This is a genomic window from Dyella sp. 2RAB6 (assembly GCF_052115385.1).
Lineage (GTDB): Bacteria > Pseudomonadota > Gammaproteobacteria > Xanthomonadales > Rhodanobacteraceae > Dyella_D.
The window spans coordinates 824,501-841,255 of the sequence record NZ_JBFRGP010000001.1; the positions used below are offsets into that span (position 1 = coordinate 824,501).

Consider the following 16,755-nt stretch of genomic DNA (forward strand, 5'->3'; position numbering starts at 1 on the left):
TCACGCACGCGCGCCGCGGCCCTTTTTCTTCATCCAGGGAACCCGATTGATGGCAGAACTCGCCAAAGAAATCATCCGCGTCAACATCGAAGACGAGATGCGCCAGAGCTACCTCGACTACGCCATGAGCGTGATCGTGGGCCGCGCCCTCCCGGATGTGCGCGATGGCCTCAAGCCGGTGCATCGCCGCGTGCTGTACGCGATGAACGAGCTCAACAACGTCTGGAACAAGCCTTACAAGAAATCGGCCCGCGTGGTCGGTGACGTGATCGGTAAATACCATCCGCACGGCGACGCCTCGGTCTACGACGCGATCGTGCGCATGGCCCAGCCGTTCTCGCTGCGCTACATGCTGGTCGACGGCCAGGGCAACTTCGGTTCGGTCGACGGCGACAACGCCGCGGCGATGCGTTACACCGAGGTGCGCATGGCGCGCCTCACCCACGAGCTGCTGGCCGACATCGACAAGGAAACCGTCGACTTCGGTCCCAACTACGACGAGAGCGAAAGCGAGCCGCTGGTGCTGCCCACCCGCGTGCCGAACCTGCTCGTCAACGGCTCCGCCGGCATCGCGGTGGGCATGGCCACCAACGTGCCGCCGCACAACCTCAACGAGGTGGTGGCGGCGACCATCGGCCTGATCGACGATCCCTCGCTGTCGATCGACGACCTGATGCAGTTCATCCCCGGTCCGGATTTCCCGACCGCCGGCATCATCAACGGCTCCGCCGGCATCGTCGAGGCCTACCGCACCGGCCGCGGCCGCATCCTGGTGCGCGCCAGGACCGAGATCGAGACCGAATCCAACGGCCGCGAGACGATCATCGTCAGCGAGCTGCCGTACCAGGTGAACAAGGCGCGCCTGATCGAGAAGATCGCCGAGCTGGTCAAGGAAAAGAAGCTCGAAGGCATCAGCGAGCTGCGCGACGAGTCCGACAAGGACGGCATGCGCGTGGTGATCGAGATCCGCCGCGACTCGATGGCCGACGTGGTGCTCAACAACCTGTACCAGCAGACCCAGCTGCAGGTCACCTTCGGCATCAACATGGTCGCCCTGCTGGACGGCCAGCCGCGCCTGCTGAACCTCAAGGACATCCTCGAGGCCTTCATCCGCCACCGCCGCGAGGTGGTCACCCGGCGCACCATCTTCGAACTGCGCAAGGCACGCGCCCGCGCGCACATCCTCGAAGGCCTCACCGTCGCGCTGGCCAATATCGACGAGATGATCGAGCTGATCCGCAGCTCCGCCTCGCCGCAGGAAGCGCGCGAACGCATGCTGGCGCGCAAGTGGCAGCCAGGCATGGTGTCGGCCTTGCTGGGCGCCGCCGGTGCCGACGCCTCGCGTCCGGAAGACCTCGACCCGCGCGACGGCCTCAAGGCCGATGGCTACCAGCTTTCGGACGTGCAGGCGCAGGAAATCCTGGCCATGCGCCTGCACCGCCTGACCGGGCTGGAGCAGGAGAAGCTGTCCGACGAGTACCGCGAGATCCTGGCCACCATCCTCGGCCTGATCGAGATCCTGGAAGACCCGGCCCGCCTGCTGTCGGTGATCCGCGCCGAGTTGGAAGTGATCAAGGAAGAATTCGGCGACAAGCGCCGCACCGAGATCCAGCACTCGCAGGAAGACCTCAACGTACTGGACCTGATCGCGCCGGAAGACGTGGTCGTCACGCTGTCGCATACCGGCTACGTCAAGCGCCAGCCGGCCAGCACCTATCGTGCGCAGCGCCGCGGCGGCAAGGGCCGTTCGGCCTCCGCGCTGAAGGACGAGGATTTCGTCGAGCAGCTGTGGGTGGTCAACACGCACGACACTCTGCTGACCTTCACCAGCACCGGCCGCGTGTACTGGCTCAACGTGTACCAGATGCCGGAATCCGGCCCGAACGCGCGCGGCAAGCCGATGGTCAACCTGCTGCCGCTCGCCGCCGGCGAGAAGGTGCAGGCGGTGTTGCCGGTGCGCGAATACAGCGACGACTGCTACGTGTTCTTCGCCACCCGCCAGGGCACGGTGAAGAAGACCCCGCTCAACGAGTTCGCCTTCCAGCTGCAGAAGGGCAAGATCGCCATCAACCTTGACGAGGGCGATGCCCTGGTCGACGTCGCGCTCACCGACGGCAACAGCGACGTGCTGCTGTTCGCCTCCAACGGCAAGACGGTGCGCTTCGACGAAGGCGAGGTCCGCTCGATGGGCCGCACCGCCACCGGCGTGCGCGGCATGAAGCTGGCGGAAGCCGCTGAAGTGGTGTCGCTGATCGTGGTCGCCCCGGAAGGCGGCGACATCCTCACCGCCACCGCACGCGGCTACGGCAAGCGCACCCTGCTGGAAGAGTTCCCCAAGAAGGGCCGCGGCACCCAGGGCGTGATCGGCATCCAGTGCTCCGAGCGCAACGGCGGCCTGGTCTCCGCGGTGCAGATCACTGAGGCGCACGAGCTGATGCTGATCTCCAACCTCGGCACCCTGGTGCGCACCCGCGTGGCGGAAGTCTCCCAGCTCAGCCGCAACACCCAGGGCGTGACGCTGATCAAGCTGCCGTCCGACGAAACGCTGGTCAGCGTGGTGCGGCTGGATGCGGAGGAAGAGTCCGAGTCCGAAGCCAATGGCGTGGATGCGCTGGATGGCGAGAACGGCAGCGTGGAGCAGGGCGGCGACGCCGCGGCTCCCGATGCGGGCGATACGGGCGAGCCGACGCCGGAAGAGTGATCGACGACTGATCGTTCAGCGCCGATCGAAGAGATCCCTCGCCGCCCTGCGGCGAGGGATTTTTTTTGCCCGTCATCCCGGCGCAGGCCGGGATCCAGTGGCATCACCATCTGGTTTTCGCGAAAGGCGCAAAGGCCGCAGTCTTTGGCGCTCCTATCTCCATATGGCGCCTCGCTACTGGATCCCGGCCTGCGCCGGTATGACGGCGTTTGTCTCTACTCGTAAGTGGTGACGATCAGCCGCGCATCGCGCCTGGCATAGCTGGTGAAATACCCGAGCAGCTCCGGCGGATCGCCGGCGGCCAGTACGGCACTCAAGGACTGCTTGCGCGCACGGGCCGAGTTTCCATCCGGCAGCAGGTGTACGCCCGCGACGCTGAGAGGCGCGGCGGGCGTGACGAGTTTTCCAGTGAATTGAATCCGCCCTTGCTGGGCTTGCCCGGCAGCGGTGCCGGACGACAGCAGCAGGGTGGTGACGGCGAAGGCGAGGGCAGGCCGCGTGCGGCCGATGTAGCGAACATGCATGGATAAACATTTCAAATAGTGGTGGTGGCCGTAGATGTACCCGGTCACCTAGGACTATTCATTGAGGTGTTTCCCGATCACGGCGATTTTGTCTTCGCGGATACTTCTTTGAAGACATACGGCGGCGTAAAGCTCAGCACCGACAGCGGCGCCGGCAGCTCACCGCGACGCACGACCGCACTCGCCGATGGCAGCCACTTTTTCTCGCCGCCGAAATCCGCGATCGACGCGTAGCTGCCCATCCAGCCGAACTGATCCAGCGCATAAGGCACGCCTTCCGCATCCAGCGGCACGTTCGCATCGGCGACATGCATATGCAGATGCGGCCCGGTGGTTTCGCCGGTATAGCCGAGCCGGCCGATCACGTCGCCGCGATGCACCGCCTGGCCCGTCTTCACCGTGATGCTGCCGGTCTTCAGATGCTCGTAGAACACGTAGCGGCCGCCGCCCAGGTCCAGGCTGACGTAGTTGCCGCTGGCGTCCTGCAACGGTACGCGGGTCGGCTTGCCGGGATCGACTTTGGCCGGCTCCGGCATGCCGTCCATGGCGGCGGCGATCTTGCCGTCGGCGACCGCCAATACTTCCGCGCCGTAACCAAGCCAGTGGTTCTTGTCGGTCGGATCGCCCTTGGTATAGCGGCCCTGCGCGTCGACCTTGATCCAGTCGATGGCGTAGCGCCCCGGCACGTGCACGGCGCCGTTCACTGCGTAAAGCGTGCGGCGGTGGCCGCGCGGCCAGCTGCTGTCGTAGATGGCGACCCAGTAGCCGTCGCGCAGGGGCGGCGAGAACGTCACCGGTGCCGGCCACGGCTGCAAGCTCAGCGTGCCGCCCTGGGCCTGCAGTGGCGTGCCGCCGTTGTCGCGTGTGGCGCTGAGCTGGTGGGTGAGATGCAGTGCCGCCGGTGCGTCGTCGAAGCTCAGGTTGAGATAGATGACGGCGTGCGCGCCTGGAGCGATCGTCGCATCGCCTTGCTTGCCGGACAGGCCTGGCCCGCCGAGCATCGCGCGCAAGGCGGTCTCGTCGTAGTCGCGCAGCACCTGGCCGTTGTCGGCGTCGAGCACGCGCAGTTGTTTCGGCTGCAGCGGTTCGGCGGCGTAGTTGTCCAGATGCAGCTCATACAGGAGCTGCCATTGGCCGTTGACCTTGATCGGCGCGGGCTGCCCCGGCACGCGCAGGTCGAAGGTCTGCACGACGGGAGCGCGTTGGGCGAGGGCAGGGAATAGGGACAGGCCAAGAAGCGCGATGGCGATGGGAAGGAACTGGCCGAATGTCGAAGCGGATTTCATGCGTCCCCCGATGGCGATGCCGGCCAATGTGGGAGACCACGATGCAGCGCGCCAGTGCCCACGCACCATGACCCATGGCGTAGGTTGGGGTGAGCCGCAGGCGAACCCCAACACGGTAGGGCGCCCGCCATGTTGGGGTTCGCCGGTGGCTCACCCCAACCTGCGCCGGTCGGTGCCGCGAGGCTGCTAGGCGTCGATTGCAGTCAGCATCGCTTCGGCACTGGACACGCGAAACTCGCCCGGCGCTTCCACATGCAACTGCCGCACCACGCCGTTCTCCGCATACAGCGCAAAGCGCCGCGAACGCAGCCCCATGCCATACGCCGCGCCATCGAGCTGCAAGCCGAGCGCCTGCGTGAAAAGGCCATTGCCGTCGGCCAGCATCAGCAATCCCGGCGGCACTTTCTGGTCGCGCGCCCAGGCCTGCATCACATAGGCGTCGTTGACCGCCATGCACACCACCTCCACACCGCGCTGCTGGAACTCGGCGAAGCGCTGCACATAGCCGGGCAGATGCTTGTTCGAACAGGTCGGCGTGAATGCACCCGGCACGGCGAACAGCACTACCTTGCGCTGGTCGAACAGTGCGGCGGTCTGGCGGGTTTCGATCTGGCCATCGACGATCGCCTTGAGCTCGAGATCGGGCAGGGCCTGGCCGGGTTGGATCGTCGTCATGGGCAGCACTCTGAGCAGGGATAAGCGCGGGGATGCTAGCGCGCCGGCCGTGCGGCTGTCGTCTTGAATCGCCGCGACGCGTACCTATCTAGCAAGGCAGGCGGTGATGGCACCGCAAACTTATTTGAGAGGATTCACCATGTATCTGGGACGTAATGTTTCCTGGCCCCGGCACAGCCTGGGCGAGCGCCTGTTCCAAGTGGAGCAGGCCGCCAGCACCGCTGAGGCAGCGTGGGCGCCGCGCGTGGACATCAAGGAAGACGACAAGCGCTTCGTGATTCTCGCCGACATCCCGGGCATCGACCCGGCCGGTATCGAAGTGAGCATGGACAAGGGTGTGCTCACCATCAAGGGCGAGCGCACGCAGGAGGCTCCGGCCGAAGGCGATCGCTACACCCGCGTGGAGCGCGCGCATGGCGCCTTCCTGCGCCGCTTCGCGCTGCCGGACAGCGCCGATGCCGAGGGCATCACCGCGCATGGGCGCAACGGCGTGCTGGAAGTCTCGATCCCCAAGCGGGCCGAGACCGCGCCGCGCCGTATCAACATCGAAATCACGCACTAAGGCGCCTGTTCGAGGCCGGTGTGTTGCGGCCACGGCCCGCCACGGACCATCATCCGTGGCGGGCCGTCCGCGTTGTCTGGACTTGCAGTAGCCATGGGTGGGAGTGGCAGTGGAATTCAAAGATTATTACGACACTCTGGGCGTGAAAGCGGACGCCAGCGAGGCCGAGATCAAGGCGGCCTTTCGCAAGCTCGCCCGTAAATACCATCCGGACAAGAACAAGGACGCGGGCGCCGAAGAGAAGTTCAAGGCGATCAACGAAGCGAACGAAGTGCTGCGCGATCCGGAAAAGCGCCGCGCCTACGACAACGTGCGCGCCGGCGGCTACCGCGGCGGCGAGCAGTTCCGTCCACCGCCGGGCTGGGGCCAGGGCCAGGGGCAGAACTTCGATTTCGGCGGTGCCGGCGGCGGCGACTTCAGCGATTTCTTCGAAAGCCTGTTCGGCCGCGCGGCCGGCGGCGGTGCCCACGGCCAGGCCCGTGCGGCGCGCGGCGGCGATATCCAGGCGCAGGTGCAGATCGAACTGCAGACCGCCTTCGACGGCGGCCGCACGCGCGTGGCGCTGCATGACGGCAGCGGCAACGAGCGCGTGCTGGAAGTGAAGATCCCGGTCGGCATCCAGCCCGGCCAGGTGATCCGCCTGTCCGGCCAGGGCCACCCCGGCCGCGGCGGCGGCCCCAGCGGCGACCTGCTGCTGGAAGTGCAGTTGCGCGACGACCCGCGCTTCCGCCTGGAAGGCCGCAACGTGCTCCACGTGTTGCCGATCGCCCCCTGGGAAGCCGCCCTGGGCGCCACCGTGCCGGTGCCGACCCTGGCCGGCGCGGTGGACCTGCGCATTCCCGCCGGCTCGCAGTCCGGCCGCAAGCTGCGGCTGAAGGGCCGCGGGCTGCCGGGGGCGCATCCGGGCGACCAGCTGGTGGAACTGTCGATCCGCGTGCCGGCGGCGGAGTCGGAGGCGCAGAAGAACGCTTACGAGGCGCTGCGCGAGCAGTTCGAGGACTTCGATCCGCGGCGCTGAATCGACCGATGTAGGTTGGGGTGAGCGCAGCGAACCCCAACGTGGCGGTCGTGGTGCGAGGTCTGTTGGGGTTCGCCTTTGGCTCACCCCAACCTACGCCTACGCTTCACCTGTCGGCAAACAAAAAACGGCGCCCTCGGGCGCCGTTTTTCTGTACTGCTTCGCCCTGCCAGTTCAGGCCGGCAGCAGCCCCTTCAGCGTCTCCACCAGCTCTTCTTCCTTGATCGGCTTGGTCACATAAGCCTTGGCGCCCTGGCGCAGGCCCCACACCTTGTCGGTTTCCTGGTCCTTGGTAGTCACCAGGATCACCGGGATGTGCTGCGTCTCCGGGTCCTTGCTGATGGTGCGGGTGGCCTGGAAGCCGTTGAGGTTGGGCATGACCACGTCCATCAGGATCAGGTCGGGCTTCTCGCGCTTGGCCACCTCAACGCCGGCGGCGCCGTCTTCCGCAGTCAGGGTCTCGTGCCCCAGCTTTTCGACGATGCGCTTGATGCCCAGCAACTGCGACGGCGAATCGTCGACGATCAGAATACGTGCCATAAGGTGGGAGTCCCCTAGTTGTTTCGTGTTTCGAAGGATTCTAAGCCGCGCCAGCGGCTCTTCCAAGTCGGTTCAGCCTGGGCTTTACACTTCGAGGCGCACAACCGTGCGGCCGAACGAATCTCCGGCCAGCATGCGCTCGAAAACGCCCGGGAGTTCATCCAGGCTGACCTCGCGGGTGGCGATGCGCTCCAGGTGCCGCGGCTTCCAGTCGCCGGCGAGCTTTTCCCAGACGCGTTCGCGCTGGTCCCGCGCGGTGCCGGCCGAGGCGACGCCCAGCAGGTTCACGCCGCGGATGATGAAGGGCAGCACCGTGCTGTCGAAGGCGACGCCGCCGGCATTGCCGCAGATCGCCACGTTGCCGTAGGGCGCGACCAGCGGCAGCAGGCCGGCGAGCATGGCGCCGCCGACATTGTCCAGGGCGCCGCCGAAACGCGCCGAATCCATCGGCTTGCCGCTGAAAACCAGCTCATGGCGGTCGATGCATTCGCTCGCGCCCAGGCTGCGCAGGAAATCGAAATGCGCGGCCTTGCCGCTGATCGCATGCACCGCGTAGCCGGCGCGGCTGAACATGTCGATCGCCAGCATGCCCACGCCGCCGGAGGCGCCGGTCACGGCGATCGGGCCCAGCGCCGGTGTCTGGCGGTTGTCTTCCATCTGCAGCAGGGCCAGCGCGGCGGTGAAGCCGGCGGTGCCCAGCACCATGCTTTCGCGCAAGGAAAGGCCGGCCGGCAGGGGAATGGTCCATGCGGCGTCGAAGCGCGCGTATTCGCCGTAGCCGCCGTCGCGTATTTCGGAAAGGCCGCTGCCGGTGCACAGCACCGCATCGCCTTCCTTGAACTTCGCATCGGTGGAAGCCACCACGATGCCGGCCGCATCGATGCCGCCGTTGAGCGGGTACTGGCGAAGGATCTTGCCCCTGCCGGTGCCGGCCAGCGCATCTTTGTAGTTGACCGAGGAGTACGCCACTTTCACCAGCACCTGGCCTGCGCTCAGCGCGCCGGTGCCGATCTGTTCAATGCCGCCGCGATAGCCGGAACCATCGTTGTGGATGCGGAACGCGCGGAAGTCGATATCTCTCATGGCGTGAGGTCCGGAGGGATGGCGGTCAGGCTTCGACGCTGCTGCGGTCGATCCACTTGGGCAGGTGCTGGCCCTGGTAGTGCTCCATCCAGTGGAACAGCTTGTCCATGCTGTCGCCGAACCACACACTGTCGCGCTGTTCGGTGCGCACGAAACGCTCGTCCACCATGTGGTCGAGCATGCCGCGCAGCTGACGATAGTAGCCGCGCACGTCGAGGAAGGCGCAGGGAAAGCTGTGCAGGCCCAGCTGCGCCCAGGTCAGCATCTCGAACATCTCGTCCATGGTGCCGAAGCCGCCGGGCAGGGCGACGAAGGCATCGGAGCGTTCGAACATGCGGGTCTTGCGCTGGTGCATGGTCTCGACCACTTCCAGCTCAGTCAGGCCGGCGTGCGCCACTTCGCGCTCCACCAGCTGGCGCGGAATGATGCCGATCACCTTGCCGTCGCCGGCCAGCACCGCATCGGCCACCGTGCCCATCAACCCGACCTTGCCGCCGCCGTAGACCAGCGCGATGCCGCGCCGCGCCATTTCGGCGCCGAACGCGCGCGCCTGTTCGGTGTATTCCGGCGAGCCGCCCGGGCTCGAGCCGCAATAGACGCAGATGGCGGTGGGCTGGGGCATGGGTGTCTCCGGGGAAAAGGAATTAGGAAACGACGGCCGGTCGCGAGGATGTGAAGGCCGCCGCGATTCGGAGCAAGGCCCGAAAACGGACGGGCCCGCCCATGTCGCCATGGACGGGCCGGTCGGTAGTGCCTGGATCCCGGATCGACGCGCACCCTGCGCTGTCCGGGATGAGGTCGTCCTGACCTCAATTGCCCTTGTGGATCGCGCGCTTGTCCACCGACAGCGCGGCCTCGTGCACGGCTTCCGACAGGGTTGGATGGGCGTGGACGATGCGGGCCAGGTCTTCGGCGGAGCCCTTGAACTCCATCGTCACCACGGCTTCGGCGATCAGCTCGGACACGCCCGGGCCGACCATGTGCACGCCGAGCAGGCGGTCGGTTTCGGCATGGGCCAGCATCTTCACCTGGCCGACGGCCTCGTTCATGGCCACGGCACGGCCGATGGCGGCGAACGGGAAGGTGCCGACCTTGTACGGGATGCCCGCGTCCTTCAGTTCCTTCTCGGTCTTGCCGGCCCAGGCGATTTCCGGCTCGGTGTAGATCACCCACGGAATGGTGTCGTAATTGATGTGGCCAGCCTTGCCGGCGATCCACTCGGCCACCGCCACGCCTTCCTCGGAGCCCTTGTGCGCCAGCATCGGGCCGCGCACGGCGTCGCCGATGGCCCACACGCCGTCCACGCCGGTGTGGTTGTGCGCGTCGACCACGATGCGGCCACGCTCGTCCAGCTTCACGCCGGTGTCGTCGGCCAGCAGGCCGGTGGTGTAGGCGCGGCGGCCCACGGCCACCAGCAGCTTGTCCACCACCAGCTCGTGCGCGCCGTCCTTGTCTTCATAGGTGAGCGCAACCTCGTTGCCCTTCACCTCGGCCTTGGTCAGCTTGGCGCCCAGCTTGATCTTCAGGCCCTGCTTGGCGAATTCCTTGGCGGCGATCTTGGCCACGTCGGTGTCGGCCACCGAGAGGAAGTCCGGCAGCGCTTCCAGGATCGTCACGTCGGCGCCCAGGCGGCCCCACACGCTGCCCAGTTCCAGGCCGATCACGCCGGCGCCGATCACGCCCAGGCGCTTCGGAACTTCCGGAAAATCCAGCGCGCCGGCGTTGTCGACGATGAACTTGTTGTCGAACTTCGCGAACGGCAGCTCGATCGGCACCGAGCCGGAGGCCAGGATCACGTTGGTGGCGCTGATGGTCTGCTTGCTGCCGTCGGCGGCGGTGATCTCGACGTCGTTACCTTTGAGCAGCTTGCCGGTGCCGTAGAACGCGGTGACCTTGTTCGCCTTGAACAGCTGGCCGATGCCGCCGGTGAACTGCTTGACGATCTTGTCCTTGCGGCCGACGAAGGTGGCCACGTCGATCTTCGCGTTGTCGGCGGTGATGCCGTGCACCGCGAAGTTGTGCGTCAGGTTGTGGAACTGCCTGGACGAATCCAACAGCGCCTTGGAAGGGATGCAGCCCACGTTGAGGCAGGTGCCGCCGAGCGCCTGCTTGCCGTCCTTGCCGGTGAAGGCGTCGATGCAGGCGGTCTTCAGGCCCAGCTGCGCGGCGCGGATCGCGGCCACGTAGCCGGCCGGGCCGGCGCCGATGACGATGACGTCGAATTTGTCGCTCATGGTTGTTCCTTGCTGCGTGGCGCCTTAAGCAGGCGCCAGAGTGAAGCGGGGGAGGTTGGCGGCGAGCGTGGATGTTGTGCCACGGCTCGCCGCCAAAGCTTCGTTACCTATTCGGACTTTGAGCGGGACGCTCAAAGTCCAAGCAGCATGCGCTGCGGGTTCTCCAGCTGGTTCTTGATGTCGACCAGGAACAGCACCGCATCCTTGCCATCGATGATGCGATGGTCGTAGGACAGCGCCAGGTACATCATCGGCGCGGCGATCACCTGGCCGTTCTCGACGATGGCGCGGTCCTTGATGGTGTGCATGCCCAGGATCGCGCTCTGCGGCGGGTTCACGATCGGGGTCGACAGCAGCGAGCCGAAGGTGCCGCCGTTGGTGATGGTGAAGGTGCCACCCTGCAGGTCGTCCAGGCCCAGCTTGCCGTCACGCGCCTTCTTGGCGTAGTCGAGGATGCCCTTCTCGATCTCGGCGAAGCTCTTGTCCTGCACGTCGCGCAGCACCGGCGTCACCAGGCCCTTCTCGGTGGACACGGCGATCGAGATGTCCTGGTAGCCGTGATAGACGATGTCGTTGCCGTCGACCGAGGCATTGACCACCGGGTGGCGCTTCAGCGCCTCGGCGGCGGCCTTGACGAAGAAGCTCATGAAGCCGAGCTTCACGCCGTTCGACTTCTCGAACTGCTCGCCCAGCGTCTTGCGCATCTTCACCACCTCGGCCAGGTTCACTTCGTTGAACGAGGTGAGCATGGCGATCGAGTTCTTCGACTGCATCAGGCGCTCGGCGATGCGGGCGCGGATGCGGGTCATCGGCACGCGCTCTTCCGGACGCGCGCCCGGGGTCGGCTTGGCCGCCGGCGCGGCAGCGGCCGGCGCGGCGCCACCCTTGCCGTAGTTGACCAGGTCTTCCTTGGTCACGCGGCCGTCGCGGCCGGTGCCGGCGACCTTGGAGGCGTCAATATTTTGCTCGGTGGCCACGCGCAGGCCGGCCGGGGACAGGTCCGCGCTGCCCTTGGCGGCGGCGGGAGCCGCGGCGGCCGGGGCGGGGGCGGCAGCCGGAGCGGCGGCGGGCGCGGCAGCGGCGGCCACGGCGCCTTCCTCGATCACCGCGATCACCTGCTGGCTGTTCACCGTGTCGCCGGTCTGGAACTTCAGTTCCTTGATCACGCCGTCGACCGGGGCGGGCACTTCCAGCACCACCTTGTCGGTTTCGAGGTCGACCAGGTTCTCGTCGCGCTTGATCGCTTCGCCCACCTTCTTGTGCCAGGTGGCAATGGTCGCGTCGGAGACAGACTCGGGCAGAACAGGAACTTTAACTTCGATAGACATCGGGTCTTACTCCGCAGCGTGGTCGGTGCCGATCGGCGCGACCAGCGCCTGCTCGACGAGTGCCGCTTGTTCGGCGACGTGGGTATTGAGGTGTCCGGCGGCCGGTGCCGGCGAGCGAGCGCGTCCCGCGTACGAGAGGCTCTGCTTGCTGCTGACGCAGGCCTGCAGGTGATGACGGATCTGGAACCAGGCGCCCTGGTTCATCGGCTCTTCCTGGCACCAGATCACTTCCTTGGCGGAAGCATATTTGTCCAGCTCGGCGATGACTTCCGGGCGCGGGAACGGATACAGCTGCTCGACGCGCACCACCGCCACGTCGCTCAGCTCGCGCTTCTGGGCGTCTTCCAGCAGGTCGTAATAGACCTTGCCCGAGCACAGCACCACGCGCTTGACCTTCTTGGCCGGCAGCTCGCGGTGCTCGCCGATCACCAGCTGGAACTGGCCGCTGGCCAGCTCGTCCAGGCTGGAGATGGCCAGCTTGTGGCGCAGCAGCGACTTGGGCGTCATCACGATCAGCGGCTTGCGCGTCGGGCGCACCATCTGGCGGCGGATCATGTGGAACGCCTGGGCCGGCGTGGTCGGCACGCAGACCTGCATGTTTTCCAGCGCGCACATCTGCAGGAAGCGCTCCAGGCGCGCGGAGGAATGCTCCGGACCCTGGCCTTCGTAGCCGTGCGGCAGGAACAGCGCCAGGCCGCACAGGCGGTTCCACTTCGACTCGCCGGAGCTGATGAACTGGTCGATCACCACCTGGGCGCCGTTGGCGAAGTCGCCGAACTGGCCTTCCCAGATGTGCAAGGTGTAGGGATCGGTGGTGGCGTGGCCGTACTCGAAGGCCATCACCGCTTCCTCGCTGAGCAGCGAGTCGATCACTTCGACGCTGGCGTTGTCGCGCAGCGTGGCCAGCGGCAGGTAGGTGTGGCCGTCCTTCTGGTCGTGCAGCACCGCGTGGCGGTGGAAGAAGGTGCCGCGGCCGACGTCCTGGCCGACCAGGCGCAGGTTGTAGCTCTGCTCGATCAAGGTGGCGTAGGCCAGATTCTCGGCGAAGCCCCAGTCGCCCGGCAGCTCGCCGGCGGCCATCTTGCGGCGGTCGTCGTAGATCTTGGCGACGCGCGCCTGCAGGGTGATGTCCTGCGGCATGTCCAGGATCTTGTTGGCCAGCTCGACCAGCTTGGCCTTGGGCACGCCGGTGTCGGTCTGGGTGGACAGCTTGCCGCCGATGAACTGGTTCCAGTCCACCTCGATGTCCTTGACCAGGGCCTGGGTCAGCTCGGTCATCGGGTTGCCGGCTTCCAGCCGCGAGCGATATGCCTCGACCAGCTTCTGGGCGTCGCCGTCGGCGATCACGCCTTCCTTGACCAGGCTCTGCGCGTACAGGTCGCGGGTGGTCGGGCGGGCGCGGATGATCTGGTACATCACCGGCTGGGTCGCGGCCGGCTCGTCGGCTTCGTTATGGCCGTGGCGGCGGTAGCAGACCAGGTCGATCACCACGTCCTTGCGGAACTGCTTGCGGAAGTCGTAGACCAGGCGGGTGGCCTGGATCACCGCTTCCGGGTCGTCGCCGTTCACGTGCAGCACCGGCGCGTTGACCATCTTGGCCAGGTCGGTGCAGTACAGCGTGGAGCGCGCGTCCTGCGGGTTCGAGGTGGTGAAGCCGACCTGGTTGTTGACCACGATGTGCAGCGTGCCGCCGATGCGGAAGCCGCGCGCCTGCGACATGTTGAACAGCTCCATGTTCACGCCCTGGCCGGCCAGCGCGGCGTCGCCATGGATCAGCACGGCCATCGACTGCTGGCGCTCGCTGTCGCGGCGGCGCAGCTGGCGCGAATGCACCGAGCCGGCCACCACCGGGTTGACGATCTCCAGGTGCGACGGGTTGAACGCCAGCGCCACGTGCACGCCGCCGTTCGGCGTCTTGACGTCGGCGGAGAAGCCCATGTGGTACTTCACGTCGCCGGAGTGCGCCGGGTCGTCCGGGTGCTCGAACTTGCCTTCGAATTCGTTGAACAGGGTCTTCGGCGGCTTGCCCAGGATATTGACCAGCATGTTGAGGCGGCCGCGGTGGGCCATGCCGACCACGACTTCCTTGATGCCGTTGTCGCCGGCGGTGCGCACCATGTCGTCCACCATCGGGATCAGGCTGTCGCCGCCTTCCAGCGAGAAGCGCTTCTGGCCCACGTACTTGGTGTGCAGGTAGCGCTCCAGGCCCTCGGCGGCGGTGAGGCCCGCCAGCAGGCGCTGCTTGCCGGCCTGGTCCAGCCCGGCGTTGCCGCCGGCCTTCTCCAGGCGGGTGTAGATCCAGTTGCGCTGCTCATGGTTGCTGATGTGCATGAACTCGGCGCCGATGGTGCCGGCATACACCTTCTTCAGGCGCGCCAGCAGCTCGCGCAGCTTCATGCGCTGGCCGCCGCCGGCGAAGTTGCCGCAGTCGAATTCGGTGTCGAGGTCGGCGTCGCCCAGGCCGTGGAAGGCCAGGCCCAGATCCGGTGCCGGCAGCTTCTCGGCCAGGCCCAGCGGATCGAGGTCGGCGGCCAGGTGGCCGCGCGAACGGTAGGCGGTCAGGATGCGCAGCACCGCGGCCTGCTTGCGTGCGTGCTGGTCGTCGACCGGGGCGGCCACGCCGGGGGCGCGCTGCTTCTGTGCGGCCTCGATCCGGGCGATCGCCGCGGAATGCGGAACATCGCCGGATTCGCGGCCTTTGAAGGTCCCGAAATACTGGTTCCATTCGGCGGGGACCGACGCGGGGTCGGCCAGCCAGGACTCATACAACTGCTCGACATAATCGGCGTTGCCGCCGGCGAGCTGGGACGAATCGAAGAACTCGCGAATCAGATTTGTACTCACGTCACCACCGGTGAGGGAAGGGAGGCCTGCGGCCATCCGTCGACCTGGCGGATGGCGGGGGAAAAATCCTGTTAATTATGGCCCCGGCTGCTGCACAGCGGCAACCCGGGAAACGGGTTTCAGGTGGGGTCGGAGGGTGTTATTTCGAGGGGAAGCGCTACCGACCATCGTCGTAGGCGCTGGTTTTCGCCGATTTCGCGCGCCACCGGCGTCCGCGCGCACGAGCCGGTTGGCGTTCAGCCGCAGGCTACAGATCGAGCGGCTGCAGCACGCTGGCGCGGGCCGAACGCTCCCACACTTCCTGGAAGTACTGCTGCAGCGGCGCCTGGCTGGCGCGGTCTTCCAGCGCGCCGCGCCCGCGCGGACGCGCCGCTTCCGGCAAAAACAGATAGCCGCCGCTGTCGGTCAGCAGATAGGCCGAGGCATAAGAGAGGTCCGACTCCTCGATCGGCTCGCGCACCAGCACCAGGCTGGGCAACCGCTGCGCCAGGGCGACCAGGCGGTGGCTGTCGCGCAGCGCCGCGGCGGCGTCGTGCAGCAGCAGGCGGATCTCGGCGCCGCGGCCGGAGGTGGCGATCCGGCGCAGCTCGTCCAGCTCGGCGGCATGGTTATAAGCGTCGGTCGGCAAGGCCGGCTGGTAGATCGCCACGCGGCGGCGCGCGCCGCGCAGCAAGGCCAGGCGCAGCTCGGCCAGCGCCTCGCCGTTGTCGATCGCCAGCGTGGCCGGCGCCGGGTTCACCGCCGGCGCGCCTTGCGCGGGACCAGATGGCCGTCGTTGACCAGGGCCAGCAGCAGCGCGCGCTCGGCGCCGGCCGGCGCGCGGGCGAAGGCCAGCGTGCGTTCGGCGCACACGCGTTCGGCCAACTCGGCCGGCGCGGGGTAGGCCTGGCCATTGGCGAACAGGGTGGCGCCGCCCTTGCCGCGGGCCCAGGCCAGCCGCGCCCAGGGATGGCGCAGCAGTTGCGCGCCGTCGCCGAGCTGCTTGGCCAGGGCGGCCTCGGTGGTCGGCTTGTCCAGCGCGGCCGGGGTCCGCGCCACGCGGTAGCGGGTGATATAGCGGCCGAACCAGTCGAGCAGGGTGGCGTCGTCGAGCGCGGCGAACGGCAGGGCCTCGCGCACGCGGGCCAGGGCGGCGCGATCGATCTCGCCGGAAGCCTTGGCCGGGGCCAGGTCCGGGTCGCGGTAGCGCTGCTCGTCCGGCAGGCGCTCGACCAGGTAATCGGCCAGGTCGCTGGCCAGCTCCGCGCGGGAAGGTGCGCGCATGCCCACCGAGAAAGTCATGCAGGGGCCGCCGAAGGCCACGCCGTCGTGCGGCACGCCGGGCGGCAGATAAAGCATGTCGCCCGGTTCCAGCAGCCATTCGTGGGTCGGCTCGAAGTGCTTGAGCTGCTTCAGCTCCACGTCGTCGCGGAATTCGGTGGGCGCGTGCGGATCGTCGCTGATCGCCCAGTGGCGCTGGCCCAGGCCCTGCAGCAGGAACACGTCGTACTGGTCGACGTGGGCGCCCACGCCGCCGCCCGGCTCGGCATAGGAAATCATGATGTCGTCGACGCGCCAGCTCGGCAGGAAGCGGAAGGTGTCCAGCAGGGCGGCCACGTCGGCGTCCCATTTGTCCACGTCCTGCACCAGCAGGGTCCAGTTGGCGTTCGGGGTCTTGGCGAAATCGTCCTCGCTCAGCGGGCCGGTCTTTACCGACCAGCGGTCGCGCCGTTCGTCGTGGACGATCAGGCGCGACAAGGCATCCTCCTCCAGCGCCAGGCCGGCCAGGTCGTCCGGCTGCAGCGGGGGCGTGAAGTCCGGGAAGGCATGGCGGATCAGCAGGGGGCGCTTCTGCCAGTAATCGCGCAGGAACTGCGCCGGGCTCATGCCGAGGGGCTGGCGGGCGGTGCCGCGGACTTCGAGGGGGAGGGGGGGCTTGGTCATCCTGGGATTGTAAGGGGAGTCGAGCGTTGAGCCCCTC

Annotated in this window: 14 protein-coding genes; 3 read left to right on the plus strand and 11 right to left on the minus strand. The window is 67.2% G+C overall.

Annotation, left to right across the window (positions count from 1 at the left end; translation table 11 throughout):
• Window positions 1-49 precede the first annotated feature (49 nt).
• Window positions 50-2,701, plus strand: a complete 2,652-nt coding sequence (gyrA, locus tag AB4083_RS03830; protein WP_441606410.1) for a DNA gyrase subunit A — start codon at window positions 50-52, stop codon at window positions 2,699-2,701.
• A 215-nt stretch (window positions 2,702-2,916) separates the two neighbouring features.
• Here the strand turns inward: gyrA and AB4083_RS03835 are convergent, their stop codons facing one another.
• The 3 genes from AB4083_RS03835 to AB4083_RS03845 form a co-directional block, all read right to left on the minus strand.
• Window positions 2,917-3,225 (minus strand): hypothetical protein, encoded by a 309-nt coding sequence (locus AB4083_RS03835; protein ID WP_441606411.1) that lies wholly within the window; start codon window positions 3,223-3,225, stop codon window positions 2,917-2,919.
• 77 nt (window positions 3,226-3,302) lie between these two features.
• The gene (locus AB4083_RS03840; RefSeq protein ID WP_441606412.1) at window positions 3,303-4,415 is read right to left on the minus strand and encodes a M23 family metallopeptidase; all 1,113 of its coding nucleotides are present in this window, start codon (window positions 4,413-4,415) and stop codon (window positions 3,303-3,305) included.
• Window positions 4,416-4,697: 282 nt separating this feature from the next.
• On the minus strand, window positions 4,698-5,186 hold the full coding sequence (locus tag AB4083_RS03845) for a peroxiredoxin (protein WP_441606413.1): 489 nt from the start codon (window positions 5,184-5,186) through the stop codon (window positions 4,698-4,700).
• Between the two features lie 139 nt (window positions 5,187-5,325).
• Here AB4083_RS03845 and AB4083_RS03850 point away from each other — a divergent pair, with 139 nt between their 5' ends.
• Together AB4083_RS03850 and AB4083_RS03855 are read left to right on the plus strand one after the other, a co-directional pair.
• Complete coding sequence (locus AB4083_RS03850; RefSeq protein WP_441606414.1) at window positions 5,326-5,748, plus strand: Hsp20/alpha crystallin family protein; 423 nt, start codon at window positions 5,326-5,328, stop codon at window positions 5,746-5,748.
• Between the two features lie 109 nt (window positions 5,749-5,857).
• A complete protein-coding gene (locus tag AB4083_RS03855) occupies window positions 5,858-6,766 on the plus strand; it encodes a DnaJ C-terminal domain-containing protein (protein WP_441606415.1) in 909 nt (302 codons plus the stop codon).
• A gap of 174 nt (window positions 6,767-6,940) precedes the next feature.
• On the opposite strand, the gene pilH is transcribed toward AB4083_RS03855, so the two are convergent.
• The 8 genes from pilH to AB4083_RS03895 form a co-directional block, all read right to left on the minus strand.
• On the minus strand, window positions 6,941-7,306 hold the full coding sequence (gene pilH / locus AB4083_RS03860; protein WP_026634409.1) for a twitching motility response regulator PilH: 366 nt from the start codon (window positions 7,304-7,306) through the stop codon (window positions 6,941-6,943).
• Window positions 7,307-7,390: 84 nt separating this feature from the next.
• Complete coding sequence (locus AB4083_RS03865) at window positions 7,391-8,389, minus strand: YhdH/YhfP family quinone oxidoreductase (protein ID WP_441606416.1); 999 nt, start codon at window positions 8,387-8,389, stop codon at window positions 7,391-7,393.
• Between the two features lie 25 nt (window positions 8,390-8,414).
• A complete protein-coding gene (locus tag AB4083_RS03870) occupies window positions 8,415-9,011 on the minus strand; it encodes a TIGR00730 family Rossman fold protein (RefSeq protein ID WP_441606417.1) in 597 nt (198 codons plus the stop codon).
• A 187-nt stretch (window positions 9,012-9,198) separates the two neighbouring features.
• Window positions 9,199-10,623, minus strand: a complete 1,425-nt coding sequence (gene lpdA, locus AB4083_RS03875; RefSeq protein ID WP_441606418.1) for a dihydrolipoyl dehydrogenase — start codon at window positions 10,621-10,623, stop codon at window positions 9,199-9,201.
• A gap of 131 nt (window positions 10,624-10,754) precedes the next feature.
• On the minus strand, window positions 10,755-11,951 hold the full coding sequence (gene odhB / locus AB4083_RS03880) for a 2-oxoglutarate dehydrogenase complex dihydrolipoyllysine-residue succinyltransferase (protein ID WP_441606419.1): 1,197 nt from the start codon (window positions 11,949-11,951) through the stop codon (window positions 10,755-10,757).
• 6 nt (window positions 11,952-11,957) lie between these two features.
• Window positions 11,958-14,795: a 2-oxoglutarate dehydrogenase E1 component gene (locus tag AB4083_RS03885; RefSeq protein ID WP_441606420.1), complete on the minus strand. Its 2,838-nt coding sequence runs from the start codon at window positions 14,793-14,795 to the stop codon at window positions 11,958-11,960.
• A gap of 247 nt (window positions 14,796-15,042) precedes the next feature.
• Window positions 15,043-15,534: a DUF7931 domain-containing protein gene (locus AB4083_RS03890; protein ID WP_441606421.1), complete on the minus strand. Its 492-nt coding sequence runs from the start codon at window positions 15,532-15,534 to the stop codon at window positions 15,043-15,045.
• Window positions 15,531-16,718 carry a JmjC domain-containing protein gene (locus AB4083_RS03895; RefSeq protein ID WP_441606422.1) on the minus strand — a complete coding sequence of 396 codons (1,188 nt, stop codon included), beginning with the start codon at window positions 16,716-16,718 and terminating at the stop codon, window positions 15,531-15,533. The genes AB4083_RS03890 and AB4083_RS03895 overlap by 4 nt, the downstream gene beginning before the upstream one ends.
• Window positions 16,719-16,755: the final 37 nt, after the last annotated feature.